Source organism: Pseudomonas sp. CFBP 13719, assembly GCF_014842095.1.
Taxonomy (GTDB): Bacteria; Pseudomonadota; Gammaproteobacteria; order Pseudomonadales; family Pseudomonadaceae; genus Aquipseudomonas.
The window spans coordinates 99,670-112,702 of the sequence record NZ_JACYVB010000009.1; the positions used below are offsets into that span (position 1 = coordinate 99,670).

At 62.6% G+C, this 13,033-nt stretch carries 10 protein-coding genes; 2 read left to right on the forward strand and 8 right to left on the reverse strand.

Annotated elements, in window-relative coordinates; translation table 11 throughout:
• Window positions 1-53: 53 nt before the first annotated feature.
• The 3 genes from IFT57_RS22970 to IFT57_RS22980 form a co-directional block, all read right to left on the reverse strand.
• Entirely contained in the window at window positions 54-1,160 is a 1,107-nt protein-coding gene (locus tag IFT57_RS22970; RefSeq protein WP_122795260.1) for an NADH:flavin oxidoreductase/NADH oxidase, read from the reverse strand.
• Between the two features lie 140 nt (window positions 1,161-1,300).
• A complete protein-coding gene (gene recJ / locus IFT57_RS22975; protein WP_192152780.1) occupies window positions 1,301-3,010 on the reverse strand; it encodes a single-stranded-DNA-specific exonuclease RecJ in 1,710 nt (569 codons plus the stop codon).
• A gap of 57 nt (window positions 3,011-3,067) precedes the next feature.
• A complete protein-coding gene (locus IFT57_RS22980) occupies window positions 3,068-3,607 on the reverse strand; it encodes a YaeQ family protein (RefSeq protein ID WP_122795262.1) in 540 nt (179 codons plus the stop codon).
• Window positions 3,608-3,786: 179 nt separating this feature from the next.
• Here IFT57_RS22980 and IFT57_RS22985 point away from each other — a divergent pair, with 179 nt between their 5' ends.
• The gene (locus IFT57_RS22985) at window positions 3,787-4,698 is read left to right on the forward strand and encodes a TIGR02285 family protein (protein ID WP_192152781.1); all 912 of its coding nucleotides are present in this window, start codon (window positions 3,787-3,789) and stop codon (window positions 4,696-4,698) included.
• A 36-nt stretch (window positions 4,699-4,734) separates the two neighbouring features.
• On the opposite strand, the gene IFT57_RS22990 is transcribed toward IFT57_RS22985, so the two are convergent.
• The gene (locus IFT57_RS22990) at window positions 4,735-5,025 is read right to left on the reverse strand and encodes a DUF3509 domain-containing protein (protein ID WP_192048403.1); all 291 of its coding nucleotides are present in this window, start codon (window positions 5,023-5,025) and stop codon (window positions 4,735-4,737) included.
• A 251-nt stretch (window positions 5,026-5,276) separates the two neighbouring features.
• Here IFT57_RS22990 and IFT57_RS22995 point away from each other — a divergent pair, with 251 nt between their 5' ends.
• Window positions 5,277-5,939, forward strand: coding sequence for a response regulator (locus tag IFT57_RS22995; RefSeq protein ID WP_244657407.1), 663 nt, complete (start codon window positions 5,277-5,279; stop codon window positions 5,937-5,939).
• Between the two features lie 40 nt (window positions 5,940-5,979).
• On the opposite strand, the gene IFT57_RS23000 is transcribed toward IFT57_RS22995, so the two are convergent.
• From IFT57_RS23000 to IFT57_RS23015, 4 genes are all read right to left on the reverse strand, one after another.
• On the reverse strand, window positions 5,980-6,447 hold the full coding sequence (locus IFT57_RS23000) for a DNA-binding protein (RefSeq protein WP_192152782.1): 468 nt from the start codon (window positions 6,445-6,447) through the stop codon (window positions 5,980-5,982).
• A gap of 105 nt (window positions 6,448-6,552) precedes the next feature.
• Window positions 6,553-10,152: an ATP-binding protein gene (locus IFT57_RS23005; protein WP_244657408.1), complete on the reverse strand. Its 3,600-nt coding sequence runs from the start codon at window positions 10,150-10,152 to the stop codon at window positions 6,553-6,555.
• A 135-nt stretch (window positions 10,153-10,287) separates the two neighbouring features.
• The gene (gene thrC, locus IFT57_RS23010; protein ID WP_192152783.1) at window positions 10,288-11,697 is read right to left on the reverse strand and encodes a threonine synthase; all 1,410 of its coding nucleotides are present in this window, start codon (window positions 11,695-11,697) and stop codon (window positions 10,288-10,290) included.
• A 25-nt stretch (window positions 11,698-11,722) separates the two neighbouring features.
• Window positions 11,723-13,027, reverse strand: coding sequence for a homoserine dehydrogenase (locus IFT57_RS23015; RefSeq protein ID WP_122475085.1), 1,305 nt, complete (start codon window positions 13,025-13,027; stop codon window positions 11,723-11,725).
• Window positions 13,028-13,033 lie beyond the last annotated feature (6 nt).

Consider the following 13,033-nt stretch of genomic DNA (forward strand, 5'->3'; position numbering starts at 1 on the left):
CGCCTGCCATCGGGCTGGGCGAGGATGACATCACTCGAACGCCGAGGCGCCACTCAGTCGCGCAGGTCCGATTCCACAATCGGCTGATCGCGATGAGTGGCGCGCTGGTACTGGGCTGGCCATGTAGCCAGACGCCCGCCGAGGTCTTCGTCGGCGTGCAGCGGCCAGTACGGATCACGCAACAGCTCACGCGCCAGCAGGATGACGTCGGCCTGGCCAGTGCGCAGGATGTGTTCGGCCTGCGCCGGGTCGGTGATCATGCCCACGGTGCCCGTGGCGAGATCCGCCTCTTTGCGCACCCGCTCGGCAAAGCGCGTCTGATAACCAGGCCCGGTCGGGATCTCGGCATTGGCCGAAGTACCGCCCGACGACACGTCGATCAGATCCACGCCCAGCGCTTTCAGGCGCTTGGCCAGCTCGACGGTCTCGTCCGGGTTCCAGCCGTCTTCAACCCAATCGGTCGCCGATACGCGCACGAAAACGGGCAATTCTTCAGGCCAGATGTCGCGAATCGCCTGGGTGACTTCCAGGGTGAGACGAATGCGATTTTCAAAGCTGCCGCCGTAATTGTCCTGGCGCTGGTTACTGATCGGCGACAGGAACTGGTGCAGCAGATAGCCGTGCGCCGCATGCACCTCGACCACTTTGAAATTGGCGGTCAGCGCGCGACGGGTCGCGTCGACGAACGCTTGGATAATGTCCTTGATGGCCGCTTCATCCAGTGCGGTCGGCGCGGTGTGCTGTGGGTCGAAAGCGATACGCGACGGACCCACCGGCACCCAGCCGCCTTCATTCACCGGCACGCTGCCATGCTTGCCCAGCCAAGGCCGCCAAGTGCTGGCCTTGCGCCCGGCGTGGGCCAGCTGGATGGCCGGCACCGCGCCTTGCGAGGTGATGAAGCGGGTGATGCGTTGCAGCGGTTCGATCTGCTCGTCGTTCCACAGACCCAGGTCTTCAGGCGTGATGCGCCCCTCTGCCGTCACCGCGGTGGCCTCAGTGAAGACCAGACCGGCGCCGCCACTGGCGCGACTGCCCAGGTGCACCAGATGCCAATCGTTGGCAAGGCCGTCGACACTTGAGTACTGGCACATCGGCGATACGGCGATGCGGTTGCGCAGGGTCAACTGGCGCAGGGTATAGGGTTCGAGCAACATGCTCATCGGGCACCTCGGTTGGCAGTTTCAGATGGGACGAGAAGCGTCCGCGCGAACACGGGTGCAGACGTACCTGTCTCGTTCTCGAAGACTAGTCGACAACCGGGCCGCGAGCGTGGTTCCGCGGCTAGGCAGGGTTGCGCGGTTCAGCGCGGCTCGATGTGGGTGATCAGCAACTGCACCGTTTCACGTCCGCGAAACTCGTTGAGATCCAGCTTGTAGGCCAACTGCACCCAGCGCACCGAAGGATCGGGCCACACTTCGCGGTCGATGCCGAAAGCGATGCCGTCCAGGCTGACGCTGCCACACTCGGTCTTGAGCGTGACCTTCAGGTGTCGCTCGCCCACTACACGCTGTTCCACCAACTGGAACACCCCATGGAACATCGGCTCCGGGAAATGCTGCCCCCACGGGCCGGCGTTGCGCAGGGCGCGTGCCAGCTCCAGATGGAATTCCTCGACGCCCAGGGTACCGTCCGACAACAGGCGCCCGGTCAGGTCCTCCTCGCACAACTGGGTGCGCACCTGCGCATCGAATGCCTCGCAGAAGGCCGGAAAGTTCTCCTGCGGCAGGGTCAGCCCGGCAGCCATCGCATGCCCACCGAACTTGCTGATCAACTGCGGATGCCTGGCCGCCACCGCATCCAGCGCGTCGCGGATATGGAAGCCTTGGACCGAGCGTGCCGAGCCCTTGAGCAGCCCGTCACCGGCGTCGGCGAAGGCAATCGTCGGGCGGTGGTAGCGCTCCTTGAGGCGCGACGCGAGGATGCCGATCACACCCTGATGCCATTGCGCATCGAACAGGCACAAGCCAAACGGCATCGACTCAAGCGCCAGGTCCTTGAGCTGAGCCAGGGCTTCGCGCTGCATGCCCTGCTCGATCGACTTGCGATCCTGATTCAAGCCATCGAGCTGCGCCGCGATGGTCTGGGCGCTGGGCAAGTCAGTGCTCAGCAGGCACTCGATGCCCAGGCTCATGTCATCCAGGCGGCCGGCCGCGTTGAGGCGCGGCCCGAGAATGAACCCCAGGTCGGTCGAGGTGATGCGCGCATGCTCGCGACGTGCCACCTCGAGGATCGCCGTGATGCCCGGCCGCGCGCGGCCCGCGCGGATTCGCTCGAGGCCCTGGTACACCAGAATGCGGTTGTTGGCGTCCAGCGGCACGACGTCCGCCACGCTGCCCAATGCCACCAGGTCCAGCAGCTCGCCGATATTGGGTTGCGGCACCTGCGCATAGCGGCCCAGCTCGCGCAGCCGCGCCCGCAGCGCCATCAGTACGTAGAAAATCACCCCGACGCCCGCCAGATTCTTGCTAGGGAACTCGCAGCCTGGCTGGTTGGGGTTGACGATGGCATCCGCAGCTGGCAACTCGTGCCCTGGCAAGTGGTGGTCGGTCACCAGCACCTGCAGCCCGGCAGCCTTGGCCGCAGCCACACCTTCGACACTGGAAATGCCGTTGTCGACGGTGACCAGCAATTGCGGCTCGCGCTGCAAGGCGACTGCAACGATTTCCGGGGTCAGGCCATAGCCGTACTCGAAGCGATTGGGCACCAGATAGTCGACGTGTGCGGCGCCCAGCAAACGCAGGCCGAGCACACCGACCGCGCTGGCCGTTGCCCCATCGGCATCGAAATCACCGACGATCAGGATGCGCTGGCGCTGGTCGATCGCCGTCACCAGCAGCTCGACGGCTGCCTCGATGCCCTTGAGCCGCTGAAAGGGAATCAGGCGCGCCAGGCTCTTGTCCAGCTCCTCTGCGCTCGACACGCCACGCGCCGCATAGAGGCGATTCAGCAGGGGCGGCATATCGCCGAGGAAAGGCAGGGTCTGGGGCAATGGACGGAGTTCGATGCGCATGGGGCCTGGGGCGGTTCTCACTGCAAGACAAAGGAAGAAAGTTGAAACCTGGGCGGCCTAGCGCTCGCCCATCAGCCACTCGAGCTGGACTTCGTGCTGACCACGGTCATCGGTGACGAACACCGTGCCTTCGCTGATCATGACGTCCCACTTGATGACCCGCGGCATGTCCTTGGCCAAGGTCTCGAGCACGTCCTGGGGGACGGCGGCGATGTTGACGTTCTTCAGGTTCTTGACCGCATCGACCACCTTGGTCTGCCATACGCGCAAACTGCCGTAGGCCAACAGGCTGGTGCGTTCGGTACGCCGCGAACACCAGGTCAGGCGATCGGCATCGGGCAGGCCGACTTCGATCCAATGCAGGATCCGGCCATCCAGGCTCTTTTCCCACAGAGCAGCCTCATCGACATCCGACAGACCCCGGCCGAAAGACACCTGCTCGTTGTACCAAAGCGCATAGGCAAGCAAGCGCACAGTCATCCGCTCTTCGGTTTCGGAAGGGTGACGCGCGATGGTCTGCTTGACGGTCTGGTAAACGCTGCGGTCCAGATCGGTGAGGTTGAGTTCGAATTTGTAGGTGGTCGACGGCTGGGCCATTAGGCAGGCTTCTTGGGAACAGGAAAAGGCCGACAGTCTACCCGATGCACGCCTGATCAACGACCACCACAGGGCAGTGCGACCCTGCGGCGCGTTTTGATCAGGAGTCCGGGTGTGGTAAAGATGGCGCAGTGTTTCAAAAACGGACACCCACGCCCTACCCCTGTGCAAGGAATGCCATGGACTCATGTTGCAGAATTCTGCCGACCAGCAGCCTTCTCCTGGCACTGGCGCTGTGCTCCTGCCTGCTCAACTCACCGCTTGCCCATGGCCGGGAAACCATCACGTGGCTGCTGCGTGACCTGGCGCCGCTGACCATAGCCAGCGGCCCGGGCCGGAACCAGGGCGCCATCGACCAGGCCCTGCCGTTGCTGCGCGCAGCGCTCCCGGACTACGACCACAATGTCCTCAGGGTCAACCGTGCGCGTGCTTCGCAGATGCTCGGCGAGCCCGGCCTCAACTGCGATCCCGCCCTGCTCTGGACCGCAGAGCGGGCGCGCAGCATTCTCTATTCCGTGCCAAGCATGAACGTGCTGAGCAATACACTGATCATGCAGCCCGGTGACCTGCCGTTCATTGCCGGATTCATGCAAGACGGCAAGGTCGACCTGAGCGCGCTTCTGCGCAGCAGAACCGTGGCCCTGGGTATCATCGCCGAGCGAAGCTACGGCCCTGTCGTGGACCGGATTCTTGCAGAGACCGACAGTTACCAGCTTCTGGCCCATCATGGCAACGAAGCCATGGGCAGCCTCCTGCGCATGGAAAGGTTGGGACGAATCAAGGCCTTGATCGGCTACTGGCAGGAAGCACGCTACCAAGCGCGCCAGGAAGGCCTGGATCCGGAACAGTTGGTGCAGGTTCCCATCGAGGGCGCAGCGCGTTCGCAGTTCATCCACGTCGGTTGCTCCGACAGCCCCGCGAGCCATCGCGTCCTGGCCGCGCTGAATTCGGTATTGCTGGACCTCAGGAGCAGCCAATTGGCAGAGTTTTATGCCCAGTGGCTGACCCCCGCCGAGCGGCCGGCTTATTTGCGCGAAACCACCGCGTTGTTCAATGCCCATCGCAACGAGGCCATGAGCAGTCAGCGCTGAGTGAAGATTACGCAGGCCGCCATCCTTCGATGAATATCAGACCAGCGCGTGGCTGAATCCGGCACTTTGCGAAACATTACGCAGCGCCGCGATCATCGACGGTTCCAGACGCCCCTCGGCGACCAACAGATCACGGTGCAGACCGTCGACCACGTCGGTAAACGACCGCAGATCCTCGAACTGACTGCGGTTGACCAAACGCTTGGTCACCACACTCCCAGCCGCGCTCATCACCACGACCTGGCAATTGCCAAGACTATCTTGACCCTCGAGCGTCACGCGATACGGCGTCAGGGCTTCATTGAGCAACAGGCTGATATTCTTCATCGCATCACCACTCTTCTGTTCGAATTCTTAAGGTGCATGACACTGACCCCTCCCCAGCGAAAAAAGTTCTGAGCAAGCCATGTCAGACTATTACCGAGGTTGCCGATAGAATATGACAGCGCGAATGTAGGACATTTCTGATTATTCGATTTGGCGCCTGCATGCCCAGAAATGGACTACAAAACAGATCGGGAATGGACCACAGGTGTGCCAGAATTCATCGACTGATTTGCCCGTCACCGGAGCCCGCCTTGACCGACCCACTGATCGCCCCTCTGCGGATCGTGCTGGCCGATGACCACCCGATCTTTCGCATCGGCCTGCGTGCCGTATTGGAACGAGACCCCGGTTTGCGCGTAGTGGCCGAAGCCTCCTCGCCGGAGGAACTGACACGCTGCCTGAGCGAGACCGAGTGCGGCCTGTTGATCACCGACTTCATGATGCCTTCCAAGGAGCAGAGCGATGGCCTGCGGCTGATCGCCTACGTTCGCCGGCATTGGCCAAAGCTGCCTGTACTGGTGGTGACCATGCTGACCAACCCAGGCCTGTTGCGTTCGATCCTGAACTTGGGAGTCGCTGGCCTGCTGGGGAAGGCGAGCCTGGTGAACGAACTGCCCACAGCGATTGCCAGCCTCAAGCGCAACAAGCCGTTCGTGGCCCAATCGGTGAAGAGCATCCTGGCACTGCCGAGCGATACCCCCGCAAGGCGGATCACCGGCCATGTCGATCTGTCGCCTCGCGAGCTTGAGATAACGCGGCTGCTGGCGCAGGGGCTCTCGGTGAACGAAATCGCGGCGCAGCTAAACCGCAGCAAGCAGACGATAAGTGCGCAGAAAGTAAGCGCCATGCGCAAGCTGGGCATCGGCAACGATGCTGCGCTGTATATCTACCTGCAGGCCCACGGACTGAAATGAACGCAACCCCGGCAGACGTGGCGAGCGTCGAGGGGCAGCCCTAGGGGCGCAAAGGCAAAGGCCAGGCGCCTTCGAAGTGACTGATCTCGTGCACTTCAGGCAGGGGCAGCATGGCCCGTGCTCTGACGCTGTGCTGGTAATCCTGCAGCAGGCCATGCACTGCGGCGGCTGACACAGGTGTGTGCAGCACGCCCAGCAGTGGTAGCCGATGTTGCCGCGCCAATGCCATGAACGGCTCCACCGGCTGCGACCCATTGCTGTAGATGATCAGCGCCCGTGCCAACCCGGTTGCGGCCAGATGCCCGATCAGCTCGCCCATGTCCAGGCCGGCCACGGTCACCTCGCAGATCACGATATCGACGCCCTGACGCTTTTCCAGCGAGAGGCACGCCGCATTGAAACTTTGCGCGGTCAGCACATCGAACACGCCACACGCATTGAGCACCTGATGCATGGCGATCAGCTGGTACGGAATGTCTTCAAGCACCAGAACTCTGAGCGAACGCATGAATGAAACCTCGAGTAAGCGCATCGAGCTGCGCATTGACAGGCACTCTAAAGGGCAAGCGGCACGCTTGGGATAGGACAAGTCCGAAAATTTCTGAGAATTTTCCTAGTAGCGCGCTATTGCCGTCGCCAGCCTGACGATCTCGCGATGTAGCTCGGCACCCTGAGCGGCCAACTGCTCGTCACTGCCCGACCGGCAGCACCCGTCCATCTTGGCCAGCACGCGCGCCAAAGGCGCAGCATCGATCAAGCAGGCAATGCCGTGAAGACGATGGAGCACCTCGTGCAGGCGCACACGATCCAGCGTTTCGACGACCTCGGCCAACGTCTGGCTTTCAGCCTCCAGGTTGCGCGAGAGCTCATCGAGCATTCGCCTGATGCCTTCACCGTCCGCCTGGGTCAGGTGATGCAGCGCCTGCATGGAGAATGGCGGGCCTTGCTGCATGTCGGCAATGATCTGCGCCAGCTTGTCGAGCGCTATTGGCTTGACCAGCAGTTCATCCATGCCCGCTTCGGCGCAGCGCAACCGCTCGTCCTGCATGGCATTGGCGGTGCAACCGATGAGCGTGACCGGAGCCGCGGCGGACTCTGCCTCCTGCAGGCGGATGGCTCTGCACAAGGCATGGCCGTTCATGCCGGGCATATTGCAGTCGGTAAGCACCAGATCGAAATGCCCGGCCTGCCACGCAGCCAGCGCACTCACGCCGTCGCTGGCGTCCTGCACCCGGTGCCCGAGGAACTGCAACTGCTGGGTCAGCACCATCCGATTCGCCGACAGGTCGTCCACCACCAGTATATCCAGCGCAGCGCTCTCGGGCCGGGCATGCACGGTCGGTACCGCGTCATGTTCAGCCTGATGCCGCACATCGATCTGCACTTCGACCCGAGTCCCCTTGCCTTCGGTACTCTGCAGGCTGATGGTGCCACCCATCAGTTGGACCAGTTGCTTGCAGATGCTCAAACCCAGACCAGTGCCTGCGGATTCCTGCTGCACGTCCACGCCGCCCTGAACGAACGGCCTGAACAGCCTGGCCTGTCGAGTGGGCGTGATGCCCGCACCTGTGTCACTGACCACGATGGTCATTTGCCATTGGCCTGAACTGCAAGGCTGCGCAGCGACCGCCAGGCTCACACTACCCTGGCGAGTAAACTTCAAGGCGTTACCGAGCAGGTTATGGACCACTTGCCGCAACCGCAGCGGATCGAACCAGAACGTATTGGGCACGGTCGGCGCAATGTCGAGATCCAGCGCTATGCCCTTGCTCGCAGCCTGGGCCGAGAACAGGCCGAGCATGCCGTCGAAGAATGGCCTCACTTCGGTTACCTGCTCGGCCAGCAGCATGCTGCCCGATTCGATCTTCGCCAGGTCCAGGCTGTCGCCGATCAGGGCAATGAGCTCCTGCGCCGAACGCCAGGCCACTTCGAGCGCCTCCGACACTGGCTGGTCGTCACGCTTGCGCCGCTCGCGCTCCAGCTCGAGCAGACCGATGATGGCTGCCATGGGCGTACGGATCTCATGGCTCATGGTCGCCAGAAAAGCACTTTTGGCCTGATTGGCCTGTTCGGCAGTGTGCCGCGCCTCGACCAATTGGTCTTCGAGACGCTTGCGTTCGGAAATATCGATCCAACCGCCCAGCAGACCCTGCAACTGGCCCTCGGCGTTATAGAACGGCACGATCCATTGCCAGGCGTGAACCTTGCGGCCGTGCATCAGGATCTGCCGATCGGTGGACACCGGCTGCTGATCGTCCAGCAACCTGAGATAGTCACGGTGCATCTGCTCCGCTTCGTTGGCATTGACCACCGCGACTTCCTGCAATGTACGACCCTTGATGTCCTGCAGGCGGGTGGCAAAGCTCTGCTCGTAACTCTTGTTGCAGGACAACAGCCGCGCCTGCAGGTCGCGGACATAGATGGGCCCGGGAATGCCATCGAGCAATGCGTGCTGGAATGCCAGTTGATCGTTGAGCGCCTGCTCGGCCTTGAGCCGCTGCCGGATCTGCACCTTGAGTCGACCACTCCACAACAGCGACACGGCGCCCAGCACCAGCGCTGCTGCCAGCAGCCAATAGACCCAGGTGGCAATGCGTTGCCACATGGGCTCGGGAGGCACTACCGCACCCAGCCACTTCAAACGCGCTGCACGCAGCTCCGCTACCGGATACGCCTCCAGCGCCTTGTTGATGATGGACATGAGTTCGGGTTCCGAGGCACGAATGGCGAAACGGTCGGGCGACCATTCGCCATCGACATTGCGTCCGACCTTGAGCACGCCGGGCGGGTAACGCCCGACCGCACGATAGGCGCCCACTTCACTGTCGATGGTGGCATCCGCTTCGCCGCTTGCGACCATCTCGCGCGCCTTGTCGTAGGTGCTCACAAGGCGCAGCTTGATGTGCGGATATTGCATACGGATCGCGCTTTCCAGGGCGTGCTCGGCCGGGATCGCCAAAACCTTGCCGGCCAGCTCGTCCAGATGGCCGATGGGCAGATCCTCGGCACGAACGATGAAGACCCAGCCCTGGCCACCAAATGAATGGCTGAAACTCAGGAAAGCCTTGCGGTCCGGCGTTTCCGAGAGGGTGGTATTCATATCGGCCTTGCCAAGCTTCAGCATGTCCAGGCTCTGCGCCATGGAGTTGGAAGGCAGATAGACGAACTGCAGGCCGGTCATGTGGGACAGCGTTGCCAGCACTTCGCTGTTGAGCCCTACCCAGTTTCCCTGGCGGTCCCTGTACAGATAGGGAGGATACTGCGTGGCGACCACACGCACCTGGCGGTGCCGGGCGATCCAGGCTTGCTCGGCGGGTTCCAGCGGCACTCGATGGTGGCCGATTTCCGAGCCCAGCCCGGTGGTCCAGCGGGTCAGGATCTCGCGGCGCAGGCCATCGTCGAGGCTGGCCAGGGCACGCTCGACCATTTGCCCCAATACCGGATCGGCCCGGCGGCTGGCAATGGTGTAGCCCACGGGCGGCAGACCGCTAGGGCCGACGATATCCAGAGCGAGGTAGGGACGCAGCGCGTTGTAGGCGCGCACGATCACCTCGTTGCTGATCATGGCGTCGACATCACCCTGGTGCAGCGCCTGCAGGCCACTGCTCAAGCTGGGTGCAACCACGATGCGGCTGTCGGGATACACGCGCTGCACCGTCGCATCGTCGGCATAGCCATCCACCAGCGCGACCTTCTCGCCAGCCAGGCCGCTGCTGTGCTTGCTGCCCGCGCGGCGCACGATAACGCCGCGGTCGGGCATGTACTCCTTGGAAAAGGCCAGGCCGTCGATGGCCTGCTCGAAGGCATTGGCGCTGGTCAGCAGATCGATTTCGCCATCCTTGAGCGCCTGCAACGCCTCGCTGCGCTGCGCGAACCCCAACACCCGCAGCTCGACCCCCAGGCGGCTGCCGATCAGGCTCAGGTAGTCGGCGCTCACGCCTTGATAGCGGTTGCGATCACTGGTGATGTCGATGGGTTCGTGATCGGCCAGCGAAACACCCACCCTGAGCGTGCCATGACGTTTCAGCCACTGCTGTTCGGTGCTGGAAAGCGGCAGTGGAGAAAGTTGCGCGAAGGGTGCAACCAAGGCGAAAGGCAGGCTCTGGGCAGCCATTGCCAGGCTGGGCGAAAGGATGGCAACCGCCATGAACAACCCCGCCATCCACGCCGTCACCCCTGCGAGCGTGAAAAACGAGGTCAGTGTGGGTTTCATGCCATGCATCCTTGCCTGCGGGCCAGAAGGGCCCAGGAAAAAAGTTGCATAAGCTTGGCACTGTAAAAAGCATAAAGCCCGCATCGGGCGGGCTTTATGTGTTTCAGATCGCGTCAGACGCGAGGCTGCATGCCATCAGAGCGGCTTGCCGCGATTGCCATGTTGGCTGACGAAGGCTTGTACGGCCGAGAGGTCGTTGGGCAACACCGTGCATTTCTCTTCGCGCTCGAACAGATCGACCAGGTGCGGCGGCAACTCAAGGGCCTTGCCTACGCCGGCCTTCTGCACGGCTTCGGGGAACTTGACCGGGTGCGCCGTTCCCAGCACCACCATGGGCGTGTCGAGGCTGCGACGGCATTCGCGCGCCGCGCGTACGCCAATGGCCGTGTGCGGATCGAGAACCTCGCCGCATTCGGCGAACACCTGGGCGATGGTCTCGCAGGTCTGCTCGTCGCTGACCGCCAGCGAGTCGAACAGCTTGCGCGCCTCGGTCCAGCGCTCCTCATCGACGCTGAAACCGCCGCCCTGGCGGAAGTTGTCCATCAGGCCTGCAATGGCCGCGCCGTTGCGACCGTGCAAGTCGAACAGCAGGCGTTCGAAGTTCGACGACACCATGATGTCCATCGACGGCGACAATGTCGCGTGCAGGGTCTGCTTGACGTACCGGTTGCCGCTCATGAAGCGGTGCAGGATGTCGTTGCGGTTGGTGGCCACCACCAGCTGGTTGATCGGCAGGCCCATGTTGCGCGCCAGGTAGCCGGCGAAGATGTCGCCGAAGTTGCCGGTGGGCACCGAAAACGCCACCGAACGTGCCGGGCCGCCCAGCTGCAGCGCCGCGTGGAAGTAGTAGACGATCTGGGCCATGATTCGCGCCCAGTTGATCGAATTCACTGCCACCAACGGCGTGCCCTTGAGGAAGCTCTGGTCAGCGAAGCTGTTCTTGACCATTTCCTGGCAGTCATCGAAATTGCCTTCGATGGCGATGTTGTGCACGTTGTCGCCAGCGATCGTGGTCATCTGCCGACGCTGCACCGCCGAGACACGCTCGTGCGGATGCAGGATGAAAATGTCGACGTTCTCGCAGTGCTTGCAGCCTTCGATCGCAGCCGAACCGGTATCGCCACTGGTGGCGCCGACGATCACCACGCGCTGGCCACGTTTGGCCAGTACGTAGTCAAGCAAGCGACCCAGCAGCTGCAGGGCGAAGTCCTTGAACGCCAGCGTTGGCCCGTGGAAAAGCTCCATTACCCACTCGTTACCGCCCAGTTGGCGCAACGGTGCCACGGAAGCATGGGCAAATACCGCATAGGTCTCTTCGAGAATCTTCTTGAAGTCGGCATCCGGAATGCTGCCGGTGACGAACGGACGCATGACCCGGAATGCCAGCTCGTGATAAGGCAGGCCCGCCCACGAGGCGATCTCTTCCTGGGTGAAGCGCGGCAGGTTTTCCGGCACATAGAGGCCACCGTCACTGGCCAGACCGGCGAGCAGAACCTCTTCGAAGTTCAGTGCCGGGGCCTGACCGCGAGTACTGATATAACGCATTGCGAATTCCTCTGGCAGCTGCCGCTTAGTTCAAGTGCTCGACACGGATGCGCACAACCGGGCCGACCACGCCCTGCAAGGCTTCCAGCGCCTTGATGGCATCATTGATGTGCTGTTCGACGACGCGGTGGGTCAGCAGGATCATCGGCACCAGGCCGTCGTGTTCCTCGACCTCTTTCTGCATGATCGACTCGATGTTGATGCCACGCTCGGAGAGGATGCTCGCCACCTGCGCCAGCACGCCCGGATGATCCTTGGCCTGAATGCGCAGGTAGTAGGCGCTTTCACAGGCTTCGATGGGCAGGATCGGGTGAGCGGAAAGCGAATCCGGCTGGAAGGCCAGGTGCGGCACGCGATTCTCCGGGTCCGAGGTCATGGCGCGGACCACGTCGACCAGGTCGGCGACCACGCTCGAGGCAGTCGGCTCCATGCCCGCACCGGCGCCGTAGAACAGGGTTGAACCGGCCGCGTCGCCGTTGACCATCACTGCGTTCATCACGCCATTGACGTTGGCGATCAGACGGTCGGCCGGGATCAGCGTCGGGTGTACCCGCAGCTCGATACCGCGCTCGGTGCTGCGCGCCACGCCCAGATGCTTGATGCGGTAGCCCAGGGCTTCGGCGTAGTTGACATCGGCGGTGGTCAGGCGGGTGATGCCTTCGGTGTAGGCTTTGTCGAACTGCAGCGGAATGCCGAAGGCGATGGACGCCAGGATGGTCAATTTGTGCGCCGCATCGATACCTTCCACGTCGAAGGTAGGGTCGGCCTCGGCATAGCCCAGGGCCTGCGCTTCGGCCAGGACGTCCTCGAAGGTACGGCCCTTCTCGCGCATTTCAGTCAGGATGAAGTTGCCAGTACCGTTGATGATGCCCGCCACCCAGTTGATTCGGTTGGCCGAAAGGCCTTCGCGAATGGCCTTGATCACCGGGATGCCACCCGCCACTGCGGCTTCGAACGCAACGATCACGCCCTTCTCGCGTGCCTTGGCGAAGATCTCGTTGCCGTGCACTGCAATCAGCGCCTTGTTGGCGGTGACTACATGCTTGCCGTTCTCGATGGCCTTGAGTACCAGTTCGCGCGCGATGCCGTAGCCACCGATCAGCTCGATGACGACATCGATATCCGGGTTGCAGGCCACGGCGAAGACATCGTTGGTAATGGGGGTACCGGCAATCTGGCAATTGGGGTTCTGCGAGCGCATCGCGATCTGCGCCACTTCAATACCGCGCCCGGCACGGCGGGCAATCTCCTCGGCGTTGCGCTGAAGTACGTTGAAGGTGCCGCCACCGACGGTACCTAACCCACAGATGCCTACTTTGACCGGTTTCACTCTGAA

Bases quoted from the DNA above. Each gene is read 5' to 3' on its own strand.
- IFT57_RS22970 (WP_122795260.1), bottom strand. From the start codon at position 1,160: ATGAGCATGTTGCTCGAACCCTATACCCTGCGCCAGTTGACCCTGCGC.
- recJ (WP_192152780.1), bottom strand. From the start codon at position 3,010: ATGCGCATCGAACTCCGTCCATTGCCCCAGACCCTGCCTTTCCTCGGC.
- IFT57_RS22980 (WP_122795262.1), bottom strand. From the start codon at position 3,607: ATGGCCCAGCCGTCGACCACCTACAAATTCGAACTCAACCTCACCGAT.
- IFT57_RS22985 (WP_192152781.1), top strand. From the start codon at position 3,787: ATGGACTCATGTTGCAGAATTCTGCCGACCAGCAGCCTTCTCCTGGCA.
- IFT57_RS22990 (WP_192048403.1), bottom strand. From the start codon at position 5,025: ATGAAGAATATCAGCCTGTTGCTCAATGAAGCCCTGACGCCGTATCGC.
- IFT57_RS23000 (WP_192152782.1), bottom strand. From the start codon at position 6,447: ATGCGTTCGCTCAGAGTTCTGGTGCTTGAAGACATTCCGTACCAGCTG.
- IFT57_RS23005 (WP_244657408.1), bottom strand. From the start codon at position 10,152: ATGAAACCCACACTGACCTCGTTTTTCACGCTCGCAGGGGTGACGGCG.
- thrC (WP_192152783.1), bottom strand. From the start codon at position 11,697: ATGCGTTATATCAGTACTCGCGGTCAGGCCCCGGCACTGAACTTCGAA.